This window comes from Dyadobacter sp. SRI_021 (assembly GCF_057586235.1).
Genome location: NZ_JBYCZM010000005.1, coordinates 658,046 through 680,208 on the forward strand (window position 1 = coordinate 658,046; position 22,163 = coordinate 680,208).

Genomic DNA, 22,163 nt, shown 5'->3' on the forward strand with positions numbered 1-22,163 from the left:
AAATTGAAACCCAAACCCGACTATAAATGACTACCTCTGACCATAAATGACTACACTGACTATAAATACCCTACCAATCATTCACTCATCGCACCGGCGACCCGGTCATAATTAATACCGCACCATGGACTTACACGAACTTAAATACCCCATCGGCGAATTTCAATCACAGGAAAGCTACACACCTTCCGAGATCAAATCCAATATTCAGATTATCAGCGCATTGCCTTCTAAGTTTATCAACCTACTGGGCAATTGGGACGATCATCGCCTGGATACCCCCTACCGCCCCGACGGCTGGACCGTGCGCCAGTTGATCCACCACGTGGCCGATAGCCATATCAATGCCTACACCCGCTGCAGGCTGGCATTGACGGAGGACAATCCGACGATCAAACCCTATGAGGAACACTTGTGGGCCGAGCTGCCGGATGCCAAAACAGCGCAGGTCGAATTATCGCTGCAACTGCTGCGTTACGTACATTTGCGTTGGGTACTGCTCCTGAATTCGCTGGATGAAAACGACCTGGCCCGGACCTATTTCCATCCAGGTTCGCAAAAGTCGTTCCGCCTTGACGAGGTGATTGCAAACTACGCGTGGCACAGCGAGCATCATTATCAGCATGCATTCAGGCTGGCACAGCGGAACAATTGGCCGTGATTTTAGGTTAACAAACTATGGAGCAGCAAATCATTATTTGGGCATTATTCCTGATCGCGGCGGGCTACATGAGCTGGCGGATCTGGAAGTCATTCGACCGGCGCAACAGCGGCGGTTGTGCCAAAGGTTGTGGCTGCGCTGCCGATAAAGTGAGTTCGGTTAAAATCAAATAGATTCTCGTTCAGAGAAAATGCAAAAGGCCCCGATCGGGGCCTTTTGACTTATATGTACATCCAAATCTTACAACGCACCTGACTTGATCTCGTCCACAACCGCAGGATCGAGCAATGTGGAGGTATCTCCCAGGTTACTCACGTCTCCTTCCGAAATCTTTCTCAGGATCCGGCGCATGATCTTGCCTGAACGCGTTTTAGGCAAACCTGATACGAATTGTACCTTATCCGGCTTCGCGATCGGGCCGATAATGCGGGAAACAGTGGCAGAAATGTCTTTACGGAACATTTCGGGATCCTCAGGCGTATGCTCGGTGATTACATAGGCATAAATACCCTGACCTTTGATGTCATGCGGGTAACCCACTACCGCCGATTCTACTACGCCCAAGTGCATATTGATCGCATTTTCCACCTCCGCGGTTCCGATACGGTGGCCGGAAACGTTCAGTACGTCGTCGACACGGCCGGTAATGCGGTAATAGCCATCCTCATCACGCAAACAGCCGTCGCCGGTGAAGTACTTTCCCGGATAAGTAGAAAAGTAGGTCTGGCGGCAACGCTCGTGATCGCCGTACGTAGTGCGGATAATACCCGGCCACGGGAATTTGATACAAAGATTGCCGCTCACACCGTTCCCTTCGATTTCATTGCCGCTTTCATCCACCAATACCGGTTGGATACCCGGCAATGGCAATGTCGCGAATGTCGGTTTCTCGGGTGTGACGCCAGCCAGCGGGGAGATCATAATACCGCCGTTTTCAGTCTGCCACCAGGTGTCGACCAGCGGGCAGTGATCGCCACCGATATTGGTTTTGTACCAGTGCCATGCTTCTTCGTTGATAGGCTCCCCTACCGAACCCAGTTTTTTCAATGAAGAGAAATCATGTCCTTTTACATAGTCCAGCCCAAAGCCCATCAGCGAGCGGATCGCCGTCGGCGCAGTGTAAAGGATATTCACTTTATGTCTTTCAACGATTTTCCAGAAACGGCTTGCATCCGGGTAAGTAGGAACTCCTTCGAATACCACAGAAGTAGCGCCATAGCAAAGCGGGCCGTACACGATGTAGCTGTGACCGGTGATCCAGCCGATGTCGGCAGTACAGAAATGCACCTCTCCGGGCTCATACTGGAATACATTCGCAAAGGTGTAGGTCGCGTAAACCATGTAACCGCCACAGGTGTGCACTACCCCTTTGGGCTTGCCCGTCGAACCCGACGTGTAGAGAATGAACAGCATATCCTCGGCATCCATCGGTTCAGCAGGACACACGGAGTTTACCTGTTTTACCTCGTCTTCCCACCACAGGTCGCGGCCTTTCAGCATATGCACCGGGGTGCGGGTACGGGTTAGCACGATCACCTTTTTCACAGTCGAGCACTGCACCAATGCCTCATCGACGGTATCTTTCATCGGGATCACTTTGGATCCACGGAAAGCGCCGTCGGAAGTGATCACCATCGAACATTCGGCGTCATTAATGCGGTCGGCGATGGATTTCGCAGAAAAACCACCGAAAACCACCGAATGCACTGCACCGATACGTGCACAAGCGAGCACGGCAATCGCCAGCTCAGGTACCATCGGCAAGTATATACAAACGCGGTCGCCCTTCTTCACGCCGTGCTTTTTGAGCACGTTGGCGAAACGGCAAACCTGTTCAAACAAAACATGGTAAGTTAATGTCACCGCCTGATCTTCGGGATTGTTAGGCTCCCAGATAATCGCAGGCTGATCGCCTCGTTCGGCCAGGTGACGGTCGAGAGCGTTCTCAGTGATGTTCATCACACCGCCTTCGAACCATTTTGTACGCGCTTCCTGAAAGTCCCAGCTAAGCACTTTCTTCCACGGTTTACGCCATTGAAATTGTTGGGCTACTTCCGCCCAGAAACCTTCGGGATCGTCTACACTTTGTTGGTAAGCAACCTTGTACTCTTCAAAGGTCTTAATTCTCATGATAAATAAAGGTTTTAACAGGAAATTTAGGATTTGGCTGTGAAGTTATAATTTTCATTTGGTTAGTCCTACTTGCATAGAAACAGTATTAAGGATACTTGAAGGCCATTTTATTGATAATCAACCGATAACGAAAGACCAGTAATTGTTATCATTCTAATAATATTTCAAAATCGCTCCTCCGGACGCGGCTGTTACCGCCGCTGGGTAAAAAGATGTACTTTCGGGCTACGAATTAATTGAACAAATGAGCAACTGGCAAGAAATGGCTGCGGAAAGCAGTGCACACAATGGATTAACGGAAGCAGAGATCGCATTTATCCGCGAACATTTGTACGACAATCCGGGCGAGCTGATCCTGAAAGCCAGCAAGTTCAGGGGATTGGACGTGAAGAAGCTCGCGGGCCAGATTCAGTCGCGGCAGAAGGCGTTGAAAAAACTGCCGGAATGGTCGGCCAATGAAAACCTGATATTTCCGCCCGCCCTATCGGTGGAACAATGCTCATCGGAAGCCACGGCGCATTACAAGGCCGGTATTGTTTCCGGAAAAACGCTGATCGACATCACCGGCGGCATGGGTATCGACTGCTACTACATGAGTCGCAGCTTTGCCCAAACTCATTATTTCGAGCAACAACTCCAAGTCGCATCCACGGCCGAGTACAACTTCACACAGCTGGGCGCCACACGCATACATGTACACGCCGGGGAATCCCTGACCGCATTACGGAACGGTCTCACCGCCGACTGGCTCTACGCCGACCCCGCCCGCCGCGATGCCAACAAGGAAAAAGTAGTGCGCCTGGCCGATTGCACGCCCGACGTGGCCGGAAATGCAGCGGTGCTATTAAATGCAGCCCCCAACATTTTAATCAAAACCTCCCCGTTGCTTGATATCGACCTGGCTTCGAAAGAACTTCAAAAGCTGAAAGAAGTTCATGTGATGGGTTACGAGCAAGAATGCAAGGAGCTACTCTTTATCCTCGACCGCGAAATGCGGGAGCCTGATTTCAAAATCAAAGTCCGTATTATCGACGCAGCAGGCCAACCCATTCACGAGCTCGATTTCGACCGGGAAGAAGAGCGGAATGCATTAGTGGATTATTCCAGGCCGTCGGGCTATTTATATGAACCGCACGCGGCAGTGTTGAAAGCGGGGGCATTCAAAACGCTTTGTGCGCGGTTCAATGTTCGGAAACTGGCCATGCACAGCCAGCTGTATACTTCGGAAGATTATGGCACCGCGTTCCCCGGCCGTTGTTTCAGGATCGTGGCCGTTTGCAAGCCCGATATCCGGGAGATTTTACAGCACATTCCAGGCGATAAAGCGAACATCACCACCCGCAATTTTCCCGCCAAACCCGAAGAATTAAGGAAGAAATGGAAAATCAAAGATGGCGGCGACCATTACCTGTTCGCCACCACCCTTGCCGATCAATCGAAAGTCGTGATCGTTTGTGTGAAACCTATTTGAGGTAGGTCTCTTCGTATATTTTTTCGTTGTAGCCCAGCGTCAGCGCTTTGCCGTTTTCGTCTTCGATTACCGGGCGCTTAATGGCCGTCGGGTTTGATGACAACAGTTTTGCCGCAGATTTCGCGTCGGTCACTTTCGCTTTTTCTTCTTCGCTAAGCTCTTTCCAGGTCGTCGAAGCCTTGTTCAGGACCTTATCCCACGGAAATTCGCTGAACCAGCTGCTTACTTTCTCGGGACTGATTCCGTCTTTTCTGTAATCGTAAAACTGATACGCCACCTTGTTTTTGTCGAGCCAGGTGCGGGCTTTCTTAATGGTATCGCAATTCGGGATTCCGTAAAGGGTCAACATAAAAATTTACTCTGAAAATAACTGGATTAAACTTCGGTAGCTTCGGCTTCCTCCACAACTTTGTCTGAATTGTGCATTTTCTCATCATCGAGCTCGCCTTCCCAACGGGCAATAACAGCGGTTGCCAGACAGTTACCCGTCACATTCACCGAAGTACGTGCCATATCCATCAGTTCATCGATCCCCATGATGAGCAATACAGGCCATTCGGGCATACCAAAGTTAGCGATCGCGCCCAACAATATCACCAAAGTAGCCCGGGGGATACCGGCCACGCCTTTACTGGTAAGCATTAATAGCAATACCATTGTGAATTGCTGCCCGATCGACATTTCGGTGCCGGTCGCTTGCGCCACGAACACCGTCGCGAGCGCGAGGTACAAGGTTGAACCATCAAGGTTAAAGCTGTAACCCGTTGGCATCACGAACGATACGATCTGGCGCGGGACACCGAATTTCTCCATTTTCTCCATCGCCTTCGGCAATGCCGATTCCGAACTGGTTGTTGCAAATGCAATAGATACCGGCTCGAAAATAGCTTTCGCGAATTTGATCACCGGGATTTTCGCGATCATCGCCACCGGTACGAATACCACCAGGATGAACACGATCAATGCACAATACAATGTAGCAAGGAGCAACGCCAGGTTTTTCAAAACATCGATTCCCATGTGGCCAACCGTTTCGGCAATGGCCGCTCCCACCCCGATCGGCGCGAAGTACATGATGATTTTGGTAAACTTAAACATCACCTCCGCCAGCAGCTCCACGCCATGCACAAATTTCTCTTTCTTCGCAGAAGGCAGCAATGCGAGGCTAATGCCAAAAAGCACACTGAAAACGACGATTTGCAGCACTTCACCATGGTAAATGGACTTGGCAATGTTCTCCGGGAACGAATGAAGTACGATTTCCTGCCAGGTTTGCTGGTTTACTTTGGGTAATGTCGCGTTCAGGCTTTCAGGCGGTACAATACCCACACCCGGTTTGAACCAGTTGGCAAACACGAGCCCGATGATCAATGCGAATGTGGTGACGACCTCGAAATACAACAGCGATTTCCAGCCCATACGGCCCACCTGTTTCAGATCGGAATGGCCGGCAATACCGGTTACGAGCGTGGCGAAAAGCAGCGGCGCGATGACCGTTTTGATCATTTGAAGGAATATCTGCCGCAGGAAGTGCAGCTCGGTACCCATCTTCGGGAAATCGTAACCGATCTCCGTTCCTACGAGCATCGAGATCAGGATCGAGGTAGTGAGGTTCTTTTTCAGGATCGCATACACGATCAGGCCCGCCAGCGCAAGCCAGCGCAGGCCGATGAGCACACTATCAGATAACGGCAGGAGACCGTAAGCACTTAAAACGGAGGCTATCGCGGCAATGGTAACCAGCACGATATTGATAATGGTAATCTTGCTCTTCATAAAGGGAATTTGGTATCCTAGATTAGTTTGTAACGGTAAACTTATAAAAAATCAAATTAATGATTGTCAACGCAACCAATGCATTTTAGCCAAAACGCAGAATTTAATTTATGTTTTGAACAATAAGAGTGAATGTTTGTACTAAACAGAAGAGAAAAAATAAAATAACCAATCGTTTACTTCAAAACCATAAACCTATTGGACAAATGCAAAATATACTGAGAATCGCCCATACGGGACAGGCTGATAGCGGCTAATCAGCATACAATTTGGCACAAAATTTGAAACCTCCAAGATTACCCCCGCATTAAATCTCTCCTGCAACGCATTGGGACACCGCCTCAGATACAGTAGAGACCCTGCCGCGGCCAAAAGATGACAAAAATCCTTGATTCAGGTCACTAAAATCGATATGTTAGGACAATCCATACCCAAAACATAACCCAACCCGACATGAGAAGTATCCTGATTGCCATTGATTTTTCGGAGAATGCCGAGCGTGCATTGGCCGCAGCAAAACTGATTGCCGAAAAAGAAGCGACCGAATTGCTGGTCCTGCACGCCTATCAGCCTTATATAGCCGACGTAAACGTAACACCCGGTAACGTGATGCCGGGCGTCGGTGGTGCCGATTTTCTGGCAATGACCTCTGAGCTGGAAGGAGAGTTTCATAAACGGCTTGATGAATATGTCGCAAATCTCGTTACAGAAGGCTACAATGCGAAGGCAATATGGACGCTCGGAAGCGTGCAGTCGGCCATTGAAGAGGCAATTAACGATCATGTACCGGATATGATCGTGATCGGGCGGACAGGTACCGGCGGCTTCCTCGATAAGCTGATCGGCAGTTCGGCAACGCATATTGCGCTCAACTCGCCTTGTCCGGTGCTGGTAGTACCTCCTCAAACGGAGCCTACGAAATTCAAGAAAGTGGTTTATGCCACCCAGTTCGAATACGAGGAAAACAATATCCTCCGCGAAGTGTTCGTGCTGATGAACCACCTCGGTGCCGACCTTACCTTACTGAAAATCAACTCCGACACACAACCGGACATTCAGCCTGACAACCAGTATATTGCCGAAATCAAATCGCATTTCACGATCCGCGAAGGCCAGATTGTGATCCGGGAAGCGAAGCACGTGCTCGACGGTATTGAAGCGTATTGCGATGAAGTACGGGCCGATCTGCTGATCATGTCTACCCGCGAGCGATCATTTATTGAAGAATATCTGATCAATCCAAGCATTACACGCAAGCTCGTTGTGGATACACACGTACCTTTGCTGGTGTTTCACCTCAAATAGCAAATTGGTTTGAACGGCACAGAGCACGAAAAACCTGCCGGAACCGGCCCCCATAACACCCGGAACGGCGGTAGAAAATCCAGAAAGTACCGTAAGCGTGGCCTGCTCACTTCGCCGGGCACGCTTACCTATATCGGTCCGGATATTGGTCTGAAGACCAAAATCCGCAGGATCAGGTACAGCGAGCACATGTATAAGGAAGAGACCGTGAAATCGCTTGATGAATGCAGGTCTGCCGAAAATGGTGAAAATTTTACGACCTGGCTGAATATCGACGGCATTCACGAAATCCCGCTTATCGAGAAACTGGGGAAATTATACCATTTGCACCCGCTGCTGCTCGAAGACGTCGTGAATACCGAGCACAAGCCCAAGCTGGAATTGTACGACACCGGGCATTTGTTCCTGACCTTGAAAATGCTGCACGTCGATTCCGAATCACCGATCAGCATTTCCTCCGAGCACGTAAGTTTTGTGTTAGGTAAAAATTTCGTACTGTCGTTTCAGGAAGAGCTCACCTCCGACATATTTACGACCGTCGAAAACCGGCTGGAAGCGTCCGTCGGCAAAACCCGCCGAAACGGGCCCGATTACCTGCTGTTTGCATTGATGGACGTGGTAGTCGACAACTATTTTATCGTGCTGGAAAAACTCGGGGATGCCCTCGACGCTACTGAAGACCAGGTGATCCGGGGCGTGCAGGAGCTTTCGCTCAAAGATATGTACGCATTAAAACGCGAGCTTACCCTTGCCCGCAGGCAGATATGGCCTCTCCGTGATATGGTGAACCAGCTCATCCGGGAGGATAATATGCAGATCAGCAAGGAGGCAATCCCCTATTACCGTGACCTTTACGACCACATCATGCAGGTACTCGACACCATCGATTCCTACCGGGAACTCGTGGCGAGTTTGGTGGACGTCCATTTATCTACAATCAGCAACCGCATGAACCAGGTCATGAAAACGCTCACCATTTTTTCGGCTGTTTTCATGCCGCTAACGTTTATTGTGGGCGTTTACGGGATGAATTTCGAGTTTATGCCAGAACTGAAAGATCCCAATGGCTACTACTATGTATGGGGATTGATGGTCGCCGTCACGATAGGGATGATATTTTATTTCAAAACTAAAAAATGGATGTAGATTGATACCTTTGTGCTCTGATTAACGAGCATTGGAATGAGTCTTACCGTCAATACATCCCCCATTGTAACCACACAAGCCCAGTACATCCTGACCGACAGCCGTCAGGTTTCTTTCCCAGGCCAGAGTATCTTTTTTGCCATTAAAGGTGAGCGCCACGATGGCCACCGCTTCCTGCCCGAGCTCTATGCCGCGGGTGTGCGGGAGTTTGTGGTGGAAGAAGCGGCATTTACCGGCGAGCTGCGAGAAACCGCTGCCACATGGGATGACGCGCAAATCTGGGTGGTAGCATCGAGCATCCGTGCATTGCAGCAACTGGTGGCTTCCAAAAGAAAGCAATTCGACATTCCGGTGGTGGGCATTGCGGGAAGTAATGGCAAGACGATCGTCAAAGAATGGCTCGTGCAGCTGCTGTCGCCAGGCCGGAGCATTGTCGCCAGCCCCAAGAGCTACAATTCGCAGATCGGCGTGCCGCTTTCGGTATGGAACCTGAGCAAAGAGCATTCGCTGGCGATCTTTGAGGCGGGTATTTCCAAAGCGCATGAAATGGAGTATTTGCAGCCGGTCATGCAGCCCACGATCGGCATTTTCACCAATATCGGCCCTGCACACGACGACGGTTTCCGAAGCCGCAAACAGAAGATTACCGAAAAGCTGCGCCTTTTTACTAAGGTCAAAAAGCTTATTTACAGAAAAGACTATCATGAGATCGACGAGGAAATCAGCCTGATCCTGAAACCGGTGAATGCATTCCTTGAAACGCTGAGCTGGGGAAGCAACTATTCAGGCTCGCACGTGCAGGTGACATACACTCCGCAAAAAGACAAAACCGTAATTTCCCTTACCGGGAAGCTCGGCAGTCATACTTTCGAGACCGGTTTCCGCGACGACGCTTCGCTCGAAAACCTGACGCATTGCATTGTTTTCCTGCTCGATTTCGGACTTGAACCAGCAGTGATCCAGGAGAGAATACTGTTGCTCAAACCGGTTTCCATGCGTTTGGAGCTCAAAGAGGGTATTAACCACTCCTATATTATCGACGACGCCTATAATAACGACTTGCAAGGTCTGTCGATGGCATTGAACTTTCTAGCACAGCAAGAGCAGCGAAACCGCAAGACTGTTATCCTCTCGGATGTGCTCCAAACCGGCCAGACGCCTACTGAACTGTACAAGATGGTTTCACGCCTGCTGAGCGAGAAAAGCATCGACCGCCTGATCGGCATCGGCAGGCAGATCAGCAGCCAGGCGTCGTTGTTCGATATTCCCGAGCAGGAGTTTTACGACGATACCGATACTTTCCTTAAAACATTTGCTTTCCACACCCTCGCGGACACGCTCGTGCTCGTAAAGGGCGCGCGACCTTTTTCGTTTGAGAAAATCGTGCACCGCATTCAGCAAAAAGCGCATGGTACCGTGCTCGAAATCAACCTCGATGCATTGGTACACAACCTGAACTACTACCGCGCAAAAGCCGGACAGGGCACCAAAGTCATGGCCATGGTGAAGGCATTCGCCTACGGTAGCGGCAGTTCGGAAGTAGCCGCATTGCTGCAATACCACCGCGTAGATTACCTCGGCGTAGCCTACACCGACGAAGGTGTGATGCTGCGCCAAAGCGGTATTACATTACCTATTATGGTCATGAATGCGACGCTGCCTACTTTCGACTTGCTGTGGCAGTACAAACTGGAACCGGAAATTTACAGCCGCCGCATCCTCACCGACTGGCTCGAATACATTTCCAGAAAAAGTGAGCCGGCCAATACGCCATCGGTGCATTTGAAACTCGATACGGGCATGCACCGCCTCGGTTTCGTGAAGGATGATTATGAATGGCTGGTAGCTCAGCTTCGCGCGAACCCTGCATTGAAGGTAGCGAGCATTTTCACCCATTTGGTTGGCGCCGATGAAGGTGTGCACAATGAGTTTTCGAGAAAGCAATATGCGCAGTTCATCGAAGGTGCGGAGCTGATCGAGCAGACTTTGGGCTACAAAACCATTAAACACATCCTGAACTCGGCCGGAATCGTCCGTTTCCCCGAATACCACCTCGATATGGTGCGGCTGGGCATCGGATTATATGGCGTGGAAGCTACCGGGCAAGACCAGCGCTCGCTGCAATCGGTGGGCACGTTGAAAACCATTGTCTCACAGGTTAAATACCTCACTTCGGGCGAAACGGTGGGATACAGCCGCAAAGGTGTTGTCGACCACGATTCGGCCATTGCCACACTGGCGATCGGCTATGCCGACGGTTACGACCGCGGCCTGGGCAATGGCGTAGGTAAAGTATGGGTAAATGGCACATTGTGCCCTACGATCGGCAATGTGTGCATGGACATGACCATGATCGACGTCACGCATGCCCAGGTAGAAGAAGGGGATGAAGTGATTGTTTTCGGCAAGGAAGTTCCTATTACAGAACTAGCGAAAACCATCCACACCATCCCCTATGAGATCCTGACGGGTATTGGGGACCGCGTCAAGCGTGTATTTTTCAAAGAATAAAACCTTACTGGCCGGCTTCGGCTTGCTGCGCTACTTCAGCATCTGCACCGTCAGATTCGGGAGTAGCGCTTTTTTCTTTCTCCTTGTTTTCGACCCGGAGATCCTCTTCCTCGAACAAATGCGTAGCCATTACCTGATCCAGCGTAACATCATAGAATGCCTGATGCACGTTCAACGGTTCGCTGCCTTCTTCAATCTCGCATTTCATGTAATTGCCGTCCTCTTGCAGTTCGTAGGCATTCACGTTGTCTTTCAGACTGTAATACAAAATATGGATCGCTTCCTGGCGCACACGCGGGTCGACGAGCTTGAAAAGCGACTCGATGCGTTTGTCGAAGCTGCGCACCATCGCATCCGCGCTGCCTCCATACACCAGCGGGTTACCGTTCTGATGGAAGTAGAAAATACGGGAATGTTCCAAAAAGTCACCTACCAGCGAGCGGACGGTGATATTTTCACTTAATCCCTTCCGCTGCGGCCGCAGGCAGCACATGCCGCGGACGATCAGCTTAATGGGTACACCTGCCTCGGAAGCCTTATACAGCTCATAAATGGTGTCGCGGTCTTCGAGGGAATTTATTTTAATACAAATACCACTCTTTAACCCCGCTTTTGCATTCTCCGCTTCCTGCTGGATGAGCTCGATCAGCTTCGCACGCATGTAGCGTGGGGCGGTGATCAGGTTTTGATATTCCGACGGGATCGAATGCCCGGTAATGACATTGAAGAACTCCGAAATGTCGTGAGTATATTCCTCATTGGACGTCAAAAGCCCGGTATCCGTGTACAAACGGGAGGTATCCTCGTTATAGTTACCGCTCGACAAATGCGCGTAACGCAATACCCGGTTGCCCTCGTTGCGAACAATAAGCAGCAGTTTGGTGTGAGTTTTAAGCAAACCAATACCGTAAATCACGAAACAACCCGCCTTTTGCAGACGCTGCGCTTCCTTGATATTGTTTTCTTCGTCAAATCGCGCCTTCACCTCGAACAGCACCGCTACGTGCTTGCCATTTTCGGCTGCGTGCAGGAGCGCTTCCGTCACGCGTGAGTTCTTAGCGAGGCGGTAAATCGTCAGTTTAATGGACAACACCTTCGGGTCTTCCGCCGCTTGTTCCAGCAGCTGCAATACCGGCTCGAAGTTGTTGTAAGGATGGTGCAGCAGGATATCCCGCTCCCGCATTACCTCGAAAATATCAGGAATACGCTCACGTTCGAGCCCCAGCGGCGGCACAGGCGGGCGGGTCGGCGGAATCTGGTCTTTGAATTCCGGGTGCCGGATAATACCCCAGAGCGCGGTGTAGTCGATCAGGGCATCGGTCATGAACACGTTATGATCGTCGATCTCCCAACGCTTTTTGATAAGGTTCAGCAGGTCCGGGTTCACATCAGGCTCGATCGAAACCTGCACTACCCTTCCTAAACGGCGGCTTTTGATTTTTTGCTTGATTTCGTCGATAAAATCTGCCTCTATATCATCACTTTCTTCCAGGGTAAAGTCCCCGTTGCGGATAATGCGGAACAGGTTCGCCGATACGATATCGACATTCCTGTACAACTTGTTGATATGCGCCTTGGCAATATTTTCAATAGGCAGGAATAACAGCTCGTCCTCTCGCTCGATTACATAGAAACGCGGCAAGTTGGGCGGAAGCTGCACAAATGAGAGTTTTCTGTCTTCTTCGGAAGTGGTGCCTTTCACCTGCGTGATCACACCCAGGATAAGTACTTTCGCGAGCAGGACAGGGAACGCGTGTGTATAATCGAAGAGCATCGGCGTCAGCATGGGGTACACCGTACGATCGAAGTACTCTTCTACGGCAATGTGCTCATCGCGGGTAACCTCATCCATCCCGATAATGCGGAAACCATGGCTCGCAAAAAGCGGCATCAGCTGGTTCTTGTAGCATTCGTTCTGCCGGCGCACAAAGTCATGTACTTCCCTCATCAATACCTTGCGGAAAGGGATCTCGCGCAAACCCGAGTAATCGAGGCGCTCCTTGCCGAAATCGAGGTAATTGTAAAGGCTACCTACTCGTATCGTAAAAAATTCATCGAGGTTGGACGACGTAATAGCGAGGAATTTGAGTCGGTCGAACAGGTTACGTTCATCGTTGGTCGCCTGATCGAGCACACGGTCATTGAATTTCATCCAGCTGAGGTCCCTGCTGATCAGGTCGCTTTGCTGCATTTGGGTATTGGCTTTTTCCGACGAACTGACTGCCTTGGCGTCCTCTGCCGCCGCCGGTTCCTTCGGACTTTTGAACAATGCGAACAAATTAGTCAGCTTACTTCGTTTTTCATTGCTATATATATTGTCGGATGAGCCAGACATAACGTTATGCTATTAAAAAGGTGTATCAGGATGGCAATAAAAATTCAACGAATCTAAACAATCTATTGTTTTCGGTCCGATGAAGTTTGTGTTAAATTTTCGTTCCAAAAAGAAACGGATGGCCGTGTTTCACAGCCATCCGTTCCAATATTGCGGTTTAAGCTAATGACTACACGTCGACGCGGGCATATTTCGCGTTTTTCTCGATGAAATCGCGGCGGGGAGCTACCTCGTCGCCCATCAGCATCGAGAACAGGTGATCCGCTTCGGCAGCTGATTCCACAGAAACCTGTTTCAAACTTCTGCGCTCAGGGTTCATCGTCGTTTCCCACAGCTGCTCGGCATTCATTTCACCAAGACCTTTATAACGCTGTACGTTCACCGAATCTTCCTTACCGCCACCAATCTCACGTACCGCCTCTTCGCGTTGTTGTTCGGTCCAGCAGTAACGCTCTTCCTTGCCTTTTTTCACGAGGTACAATGGCGGCTGAGCGATGTAGATATAACCATTATCGATCAGGATCTTCATATAGCGGAAGAAGAACGTCAGGATCAGCGTACGGATGTGGCTACCATCGATATCGGCATCGGTCATGATGACGATCTTGTGGTAACGCAGCTTGTCGATATTCAATGCACGCTCGTCGCCGTCTTTCCCTATCTGCACACCCATGGCAGTGAACATGTTCTTGATCTCTTCGTTTTCGTAGATCTTGTATTCTTGTGCTTTTTCCACGTTCAGGATCTTACCACGTAATGGCAGGATCGCCTGGAATGCACGGTTACGGCCTTGCTTGGCAGTTCCACCCGCAGAGTCCCCTTCCACGAGGTATAGTTCGCAGACATTCGGGTCGGTTTCGGAACAGTCGGAAAGCTTTCCGGGCAAGCCGGTTCCGGTGAGTACGTTCTTGCGCTGCACCATTTCGCGTGCTTTTTTCGCTGCGATACGGGCTTTGGCGGCAAGGATCACCTTGTCGATGATCACGCGGGCTTCTTTCGGGTGCTCTTCGAGGTAGCTTTCGAGCATTTCGGCCACTACCTGGCTCACCGCGCCGGTTACTTCGCTATTGCCCAGTTTGGTTTTGGTCTGACCTTCGAATTGCGGTTCGGCCACTTTAATGGAAATAACGGCAGTAAGTCCTTCACGGAAGTCGTCCCCGCTGATCTCCACTTTTTCCTTCGCCAGGATACCTGACTTTTCAGCGTAGTTTTTCAAAGTACGCGTCAATGCGGCACGGAAACCGGATACGTGGGTACCACCTTCGATCGTGTTGATGTTGTTCACATACGAGAACACGTTCTCGCTATACGACGTGTTGTACATCATCGCCACTTCTACGGGAATAGCTCCCTTGTCGCTTTCCATGTGGATCGGCTCGGGGATCAAAGGCTGGCGGGTAGCATCCAGGTAGGTCACGAATTCGTTCAAACCTACTTCGGAGTAAAACTCTTCGCCGCGGAATTTGCCGTTTTCGTCCTCTTCACGTTTATCTTCCAGCGTAATGCGGATACCCTTGTTCAGATAAGAGAGCTCGCGCAAGCGGGTTGCGATGGTTTCGTATTTGTATTCCGTTACGGAGAATATCGTAGCATCGGGCAGGAAGTGGATAATCGTTCCGGTATCCTCAGCTTCACCGATCACACGGGTCGGGTAAAGCGGCTTACCTTCGCTGAACTCCTGCTCGAATATTTTGCCCTCCCGGTGTACTTCCGCGCGCAGGTGCGTGGAAAGCGCGTTCACGCAGGATACCCCTACCCCGTGCAAACCACCCGAAACCTTATAAGTGTCTTTATCGAATTTACCACCGGCGTGCAATACCGTCAATACCACCTCCAAAGCAGACTTTTTCTCCTTGGGGTGCATTCCGGTGGGGATACCGCGACCGTTATCTTTTACAGTGATTGAGTTATTGGGCTCTACGGTGACGTTGATCGTATCACAATAACCCGCCATCGCCTCGTCGATAGAGTTATCGACAACCTCCCAAATCAAATGGTGAACTCCTTTGAAGCCAGTGTCACCGATATACATGGCCGGTCGTTTACGAACGGCCTCTAAACCTTCAAGAACCTGGATATTTTCAGCCGAATAGCTGTTTACTTCTAGCACTGCTTCGTTTGACATATAGTTTGTTTTACACTTGGATAAAAAGAACCATTATCTGGCTTTTTAAGCACGTAAAGATACGAATTTTTTATGGTTTTACCTAGCAAAACGTATGGCAAACCTGCCATCCGACGCGCCCTTCGAACCGAACACCGGCTGGCGGGCGAGAGACGCAGAAATATGATATTTCTATGTTGGGGAATAACAGCGTAAGCCTGTCAATACCTATTCTCCAGTGTCTCAGCCGGATGAACATCCGGCCCTCCGGAATTAGCGCAGCGAGTACCCGTCGCCGGTGCAGATGAGGTTCCTGTCGAGACGGTAAAAAGTCTTCCTGCCATCCCCGGATACGTCCAGGATGCCGAGCTCGTAGGTTCCGGGGCCGAGATCGTTCTCGCGCAGCATGGTATTGAAACCGCTCTTATAGTAGTGCCCCTTTGTGATGATGTTCTTGCGTGCCTCTATTTTGGGATTTGCACTGATCAGGTAAGTCGAGTCCGTAGCAGTGCTTTTTATCGCCAGGAACCGGTCGTCCCAAAAATGCTTCCGTTGTGGTGAAACATTGCTGGATACAAAATAGTGGGTCAGTTCTTCTACTCTTTCCCGTGCTACCCGATGGACTTTCCAGGTCTCAAGGTACAGCTCATTATCCTTTACCGCCCCCTTTTTAGCAAACATTGCATCCAGTTCTTTTTTTTCTATCACCGGTTCGGGAAGCCGGAAGAACCCTTTTTCATATCCGGGAATCAAATAAAAACTTCCATAATTGACAATGGATTTCTCGACGGAGAACATACTCCGGTTGTTTTGCCAATTGTAAACATCTGCGAGTAGCGCAGTTCTCTGTCGCGCTACGTTCCCAGTGAACCGGTAGTAACAATAAGCCCAATAAAAAACACTGAAACCGAGAACGGTCGCAAAAACCCATTTTGTGCGCAACCAATTGGTATAAAACAACAGGAGAATATAAAAAACAGCCGTAGAAAGAGCCGCATACATCTGGAAGCGGCTGGCAAGTGTGCTACCCGCCCAGGACCGGAATAGCGCAACAACCATGCTTGAGATAAAAATGAATGCAAAAAACGAAAGCAATTCGATTGTACCGGGTTTGACCGGCATGGACTTCTTAAAATAAACACTGGCTACACGGATCGTAACCAGTACCATACACACGATGATCAGGAAACCCCAGATCGCCGAGAACAGCTCCGGCATCGCCCACAGCGACATCGAAGCACCCACAAAGCCGAAAAGCGATGAGAAGAACTGCAATCCGTTTTTAGGCAGATTCACCGCCTGGCCGGACTCATAACCCGACATATAGATCCAGAGACAAGCAAACATGAAAACGCCTGTCAGAATCGCGTTACGGAAGTCTTTGTGACATAGATAAAAGAAAATGATCGCAGGAAAGCTCAGAATCCCGTTACCATGTGTAAAAGTCGCCAGAAAACAGCACAGAATAGCCCCATAAAAGGCAGGTTTTGTCCCCCGGGAAACAAGCAGGATGGCAGCGGCAAGAAAGGCTGTCAGGAAAGGGTGCTGCAAACTTGTAAGTGCCCAGTTCGAAACCTCATAGTACATGGGTTGGAAGAGCACAAGCGGAACGGGAATAAAATAATAGAGCGGCAACCCTGCTTTACGAAAGTTGACGTAAAGAAAATAGCAAATGTAAGTCACGGCTAATGTCCCAAGAGCAATGTAAAACCGGAAATGCAAATGCCCTGTAAGTTCATAATCAATTAAAGAAATGAATCTTGGAACCGCCGCTTTATGGTCATTGAAAGTGCGGAACATTTCCTCAATCACTTTGCTGAAACTCGTATTGTCGCCTGTAATTGCTTCAATGAACTGAATAAACAAAAAATCGTCCTGATAGGGAAAATCGACCGAAAAATGGAGATTATAAAGAAAAAATAACAGAATAACTGTGAGGATGGCGACAATTGATAAAAATCGAAGCATAGTAAAGCCGTAACGTGTGTTATATGATAGATTCGGATGAGTTATAAGCAAATCTAAATCTTTATCGCCTCGATTCGTAAGATAGTTTGCTTTTCTTAGTAACCGAAAATCGACGAATAAATTGCGATAAAAACAGAGAGAGCGGAGAAAAAATCTCCGCTCTCAAAAAGTATAGCAATTATCGTACCAGCCGCATTACTTCTCCATCGGATGATCCTTCAAAAGTTGTTCAGGTGAATAAAAGTCTTTTTTAGCTTCAGTAGCAGCGCGTACCTGCTTCACTTTTTCGGGAGAGATAGCCGGCCCTTTGTTTCCAAATGAATTGCGGACATAGGTTAACACCGCCGCTACTTCATCGTCTTTCAGCAACCCTGCGAAAGGTGTCATAGGAACCTGGCCAGGGTACTTTTTGCCATTCACTTCAATCGGCCCGAGCAGCCCCTTCAATGCGATCTTGATCAATCGTTCGTCGCTTCCGGTAACCCATGGGCCCGAAAGTGGTGGGAAACCGGATGCTTCGAGGCCCTTACCGTCTGGTTGGTGACAAGTGCCGCAATAACCCTCTTTTGCGTAAATCTGTCGTCCCTGGTTGAACAGGACCAGGTCATTCCCTTTCAGACTGGTAGTAGCCACATTCTTCTTTTCCTGTTTCACATTTTCGCCTTTGAGGTGTGCCTCCGCAGCTTCCTGTGCGTGGATCATCCAGTCGTCGAGCGGCTTTTTCCTAGCCTCAGCCAGAATCGGCAGGCCTTTTTCTTTACCGATCCACGACGCTGCTACGATGCCCATCAGGCGTACACGGCTGTTCTCGTCACGGACCGCTTGCATAAGCAAATCCGCCTGGTCGGGTACCTGGTGGCCCGTGTAGCGCACCACCTGCACGGCTGCTGCGCGGGCATGATAGTCTTTTGCTTTCAATACCTGCTTCAAAAGCTTCTGATCCACTTTGTCCAGACCCCAGCTTACCCACAGAGCTTCCAGCAAATGATGCTCGTAACGCGGGTCCTTTTTGTCCAGGTTAGCCACCCAGGTATTCAGTTTGGCCAAAACCTGAGAAGCATCACGGCCGCGCAGCTCACGACGGGTGCGGTAGCGTGTCCGGTATTCGGGTAATTTGAGGTTATCGAGCAATTCTTCAATGCTTGCTCCGTCCACTTTCGCAGGCGTTACCAGCGGGCGTGAGGGATACGTAATGCGGTAAATACGGCCGTGCGAGTGGTCACGCAACGGGTCACGTGCATTGTGCTGCATATGCCCGATGAGGATATTATGCCAGTCGATCACATATAATGAGCCATCCGGAGCAAACTCCATATCCACCGGACGGAAGTTGCGGTCTTCACTCACGACGAGGTCCTGACGATGGTGGCTCTTATAGCCGGTGCCGTCGTCGGTCAGCGTGTGCTCTTTGGTTCCCAGGAAACCAATGGTATTGTTGATCAGAAAATCACCCTGAATATCATCCGGAAAATGCCGGCTCGATACAAATTCCAGACCGGACGTCGGGCGTACGCGATGCTTGTCTTCCACCAGCTGCACCGATTTGTGGGTAGCTTCACCGTAACGCGGCAAAACGCTGCCAGGGAGCATCCAGCGCACATCGGGGCTCGATGTCTCTGCAAAAAACGGCTGGCCCCAATCATCAAATGCGATACCCCATGGGTTCGGGATCGAAAGCTGGGCCGTACGTTCCAGTTTTTTCAACTGAGGAGCATAACGGTAAAAACCGCCGTTGGTAGCACGCACCGGGCCATACGACGTTTCCACGTTGGTATGCAGAAATACCCCTTCACCGGAATAAATAGCGCCGGACGGATCCACCGTAAATGCGTGGCTGTTATGGTGGGTATCGTGGTCGTCGAAGCCGCTCAATAGAATCTCTTCTTTATCTGCCTTGCCATCGCCATTCGTATCGGTCAGCAATTTCAGGTTGGTACCCTGCGAAACGTACACACCTTCTTTAGCAATTTCAAAACCCAACGGCAAATGCAGGCCATCTGCAAAAACGCTTTGCTTGTCGGCCTTTCCGTCGTTATCGGTGTCTTCAAAAATAATGATCTTGTCGTTCGGCTTCGAGTCGCCCGGCTTGTAATGCGGATAACTCGGCATTGTCGCTACCCAGAGGCGTCCTTTGTTGTCGAAAGACATCTGCATTGGTTTTGCCAGATCGGGGAATTCCTGCTCGGAGGCAAAAAGCTCAATTTTATAGCCAGCAGGCACTTTCAGTTTCGCTAATGCATCATTGCCGTACAGATACGTAAGGCTACCATTTTTATCTGGATTGAAATTAGTTTTTACCTGCGGCAATGTGCGGGTATTTTTGTCAGCCGCGGCCAGATCCATCTTCTCCCCCTTCGAAGCTGCCAGCCATATCGCCTGGTCACGAATATCGGTCAACTGGCGGATCTTCTCGATCTCCGCGGGATAGTTATCCGGACCAAAAGGATTGTAACGACGGCCATAGACGTGTACCCCGTTCGGGATTTTGAAATCGTTATGCCACATCCAGTTCTTTTCGTTGACAGCCGCATGTACCAACTCCCTGTTTTTAGCTTTTTCCGGGGCCTTTCCGAAAATTTTGTCTACCAGTAGGACGCCCAGTTTTTTATAACCTTCCGCATTCAATTGCGATCCGTCGATCGTCAGGTCTTCTTTCGTTTCGGCATACCACTTTTGAGATGGGGTGAAGGCGTCGACAAAGAGTACTTTGTTCTGATCAGCTACTTCTTTCATCGCTTTGGTGTACAACAGGAGATTTTCATTCTCCTTCTTGCCGTTCGGCAGGTCATACTTAGCCGAAAGGTCTTCAAAAGCGATCGGTGAAACGATTACCAGCTGCGGCGCAGAAGTACCGTTGTATTTCTGCTGTAATGTCCATTTGATGAACGCATCGAGTTCCGCCTTGTAGTTAGCCAGACCTGCCTTACCTTCAAACGACTCATTGTAACCGAAAAAAGAAACAATTACATCGGTTTTCAAGCGAGTGAGCCATTGATCGGGCGTTTCGAAATGTCCTTCGCTTTCGGAAGGATTGGCCAGCTCTGTCTGGAACTTCTCGGCTCCCGGGAACGCCCACGGCGTATTGCGGCTTGCATGCGGGCGGAAGCCGGGCGTGTCACCACCATCGCACATGTTACGGATAATAAGGTTCTCGTCCGGATAACGCATATACAACTCCGTTTCGAAGTTGTCGTAATTCATCATCCTGGAACCCAGATTATTACCGATTAGTGAAATATGCGTCCCCTTGCCGATTTTCACCGGCGCTGGCTGGTTCAGCTGGAACGCGCTGAATGCAATAACTGCCAGTCCAAAGGCAATGAGCGAAGAATAAACGCTGATTTTTTTGGGTTTAGACATTTGAAAACGTTTTAGGTTGGGTTTTGAGGTAGCGTTATGTAAAACTATTTGGCCTCTCGGTAAGGCACCTGAATATCCATTTTGCCCTTCCATTCCTTCGGGATTTTCAGCCCCAACTCATAATGGATCGCATTGATAACAAGTCGCTGGAAAGGTTCCAGCCGGAAATCTTCGGGGTGGCCAAGGGTCGTCATGAACACTTTTCCGCCGAATGAGTTGGTACCTGTCCAGGCCACGGGGTTCTCGATTGCCTCCTTATCGGGGTTCACCGATTTACCCATCAGCAGCCAGGTAGAGCCTTTGGTAGGATAATCAGGCAGCACGCGGTACAGCCACGAGCGGACATGAAACGGGCCCTTCACGCCGGTCAGGATCGGATTTTTGGCTTGCTCGGGAATGACTGTGACATCGGTACTGCTGTTATGGCCGTAATGCGTGTGCTTCGCCGCGCCGCCCCATCCCGGAGGCGCATTCAATGCAAACTCCCCGAAAGCATTCCATTTTTCGCTTTCATGCCCTTTGGGAAAATTGAATGCGTGCGTCGTGGTGCGAAAGCCCATTACCGGCTTACCGGTTTTCAGATATGCTTCAATTAATGCCAGCTGGTCGGGCGGTAACTGACGCCAGCGCAGGTAGAAAACCGCCAGATCCGCGTCCTTCAATGCTTCCAGACCGGGGATATTTTTCTCACTATTGTGATCAGGATAGGCTTTGAGAACGATGGTACGCATGCCGTAGTTTTTTTCGAGTTCCGCGGCAACAATCGGTAATGTTTCTTCGCCGCTGTACTCATGATCACCCGTTACGAAAACAACAAGGGGTTTCTTTTTAGAGGATTGCGCGGACGCTACGTGCACACCGGCCACCACTGCAAATGCCGCAAAAATGAAGCACATGCAGAACTGTTTCAATTTCATGATGAATGGATTAAGGTTCAAGCTTTGTGAGTAAAGGGGTATATGAGGAAGACTGTTTAATGCAATTTTTCCCCTAGTTAATTATAAACGAAATATAATGCATCCTGTGTTATCCTGTTTTGGGAGTATCGGCGGGGTGTTAGGTATAATTAACGAATAGATTCTATTTGCACAAATGCTGTTTCAATTCTTCTTTCAGTGCATACTAATACCTCAATTTATGCGCAACAATATCCTTCTCCGTAATTCGCGGCCAGGTATTGCGCGGCGGATCATAGTCGCCTCCGATCACCGTGATCTGAATCCTGTCCCCAGGTTGTAACGCTGCTTTTAACCGGTCCACATGCACGTCGTCAACGCTATTAAGCCCACTTATTGTAATGTTGAGTTCCTCTTCGGGACTATCTTTCCGACGCGTGGCATCTAAAATACAGATTATGATGTAGTTATCTACACCCAAACCGACCCGGATTGGC

The 22,163-nt window shown here is 49.8% G+C and carries 15 protein-coding genes; 6 read left to right on the forward strand and 9 right to left on the reverse strand.

Going from position 1 to position 22,163, the window contains the following annotated elements:
- The first annotated feature begins 124 nt into the window (after positions 1 to 124).
- Together AC2YIT_RS19035 and AC2YIT_RS19040 are read left to right on the forward strand one after the other, a co-directional pair.
- A complete protein-coding gene (locus AC2YIT_RS19035) occupies positions 125 to 661 on the forward strand; it encodes a YfiT family bacillithiol transferase (RefSeq protein ID WP_487280184.1) in 537 nt (178 codons plus the stop codon).
- Between the two features lie 17 nt (positions 662 to 678).
- Positions 679 to 834 carry a FeoB-associated Cys-rich membrane protein gene (locus AC2YIT_RS19040; protein ID WP_430845237.1) on the forward strand — a complete coding sequence of 52 codons (156 nt, stop codon included), beginning with the start codon at positions 679 to 681 and terminating at the stop codon, positions 832 to 834.
- Positions 835 to 901: 67 nt separating this feature from the next.
- On the opposite strand, the gene acs is transcribed toward AC2YIT_RS19040, so the two are convergent.
- Complete coding sequence (gene acs / locus AC2YIT_RS19045) at positions 902 to 2,791, reverse strand: acetate--CoA ligase (RefSeq protein WP_430845235.1); 1,890 nt, start codon at positions 2,789 to 2,791, stop codon at positions 902 to 904.
- A gap of 247 nt (positions 2,792 to 3,038) precedes the next feature.
- Between acs and AC2YIT_RS19050 the strand changes: the two genes are divergently transcribed.
- Entirely contained in the window at positions 3,039 to 4,265 is a 1,227-nt protein-coding gene (locus AC2YIT_RS19050) for a THUMP-like domain-containing protein (RefSeq protein WP_487280185.1), read from the forward strand.
- Here the strand turns inward: AC2YIT_RS19050 and AC2YIT_RS19055 are convergent.
- A complete protein-coding gene (locus AC2YIT_RS19055; protein WP_430845232.1) occupies positions 4,258 to 4,614 on the reverse strand; it encodes an ArsC family reductase in 357 nt (118 codons plus the stop codon). The genes AC2YIT_RS19050 and AC2YIT_RS19055 overlap by 8 nt on opposite strands.
- Before the next feature lie 26 nt (positions 4,615 to 4,640).
- The gene (locus tag AC2YIT_RS19060; protein WP_487280186.1) at positions 4,641 to 6,041 is read right to left on the reverse strand and encodes a dicarboxylate/amino acid:cation symporter; all 1,401 of its coding nucleotides are present in this window, start codon (positions 6,039 to 6,041) and stop codon (positions 4,641 to 4,643) included.
- A gap of 453 nt (positions 6,042 to 6,494) precedes the next feature.
- Between AC2YIT_RS19060 and AC2YIT_RS19065 the strand changes: the two genes are divergently transcribed.
- From AC2YIT_RS19065 to AC2YIT_RS19075, 3 genes are read left to right on the forward strand one after another with little or no spacing between them, the layout of a single operon-like run.
- Entirely contained in the window at positions 6,495 to 7,346 is an 852-nt protein-coding gene (locus AC2YIT_RS19065; RefSeq protein ID WP_430845229.1) for a universal stress protein, read from the forward strand.
- Between the two features lie 9 nt (positions 7,347 to 7,355).
- A complete protein-coding gene (gene corA / locus AC2YIT_RS19070) occupies positions 7,356 to 8,492 on the forward strand; it encodes a magnesium/cobalt transporter CorA (protein WP_487280187.1) in 1,137 nt (378 codons plus the stop codon).
- 36 nt (positions 8,493 to 8,528) lie between these two features.
- Positions 8,529 to 11,003 (forward strand): bifunctional UDP-N-acetylmuramoyl-tripeptide:D-alanyl-D-alanine ligase/alanine racemase, encoded by a 2,475-nt coding sequence (locus AC2YIT_RS19075; protein ID WP_487280188.1) that lies wholly within the window; start codon positions 8,529 to 8,531, stop codon positions 11,001 to 11,003.
- A 4-nt stretch (positions 11,004 to 11,007) separates the two neighbouring features.
- Here the strand turns inward: AC2YIT_RS19075 and ppk1 are convergent, their stop codons facing one another.
- From ppk1 to AC2YIT_RS19105, 6 genes are all read right to left on the reverse strand, one after another.
- The gene (gene ppk1 / locus AC2YIT_RS19080) at positions 11,008 to 13,338 is read right to left on the reverse strand and encodes a polyphosphate kinase 1 (RefSeq protein WP_487280189.1); all 2,331 of its coding nucleotides are present in this window, start codon (positions 13,336 to 13,338) and stop codon (positions 11,008 to 11,010) included.
- 169 nt (positions 13,339 to 13,507) lie between these two features.
- A complete protein-coding gene (gene gyrB, locus AC2YIT_RS19085; RefSeq protein ID WP_430845222.1) occupies positions 13,508 to 15,463 on the reverse strand; it encodes a DNA topoisomerase (ATP-hydrolyzing) subunit B in 1,956 nt (651 codons plus the stop codon).
- Between the two features lie 252 nt (positions 15,464 to 15,715).
- Positions 15,716 to 17,410 (reverse strand): hypothetical protein, encoded by a 1,695-nt coding sequence (locus AC2YIT_RS19090; RefSeq protein ID WP_487280190.1) that lies wholly within the window; start codon positions 17,408 to 17,410, stop codon positions 15,716 to 15,718.
- A gap of 195 nt (positions 17,411 to 17,605) precedes the next feature.
- Positions 17,606 to 20,770, reverse strand: coding sequence for a PVC-type heme-binding CxxCH protein (locus AC2YIT_RS19095; protein ID WP_430845219.1), 3,165 nt, complete (start codon positions 20,768 to 20,770; stop codon positions 17,606 to 17,608).
- 44 nt (positions 20,771 to 20,814) lie between these two features.
- Entirely contained in the window at positions 20,815 to 21,687 is an 873-nt protein-coding gene (locus AC2YIT_RS19100) for a ThuA domain-containing protein (RefSeq protein WP_430845217.1), read from the reverse strand.
- 205 nt (positions 21,688 to 21,892) lie between these two features.
- The coding region (locus AC2YIT_RS19105; RefSeq protein WP_487280191.1) for a hypothetical protein at positions 21,893 to 22,163 on the reverse strand (271 nt) is incomplete at its 5' end.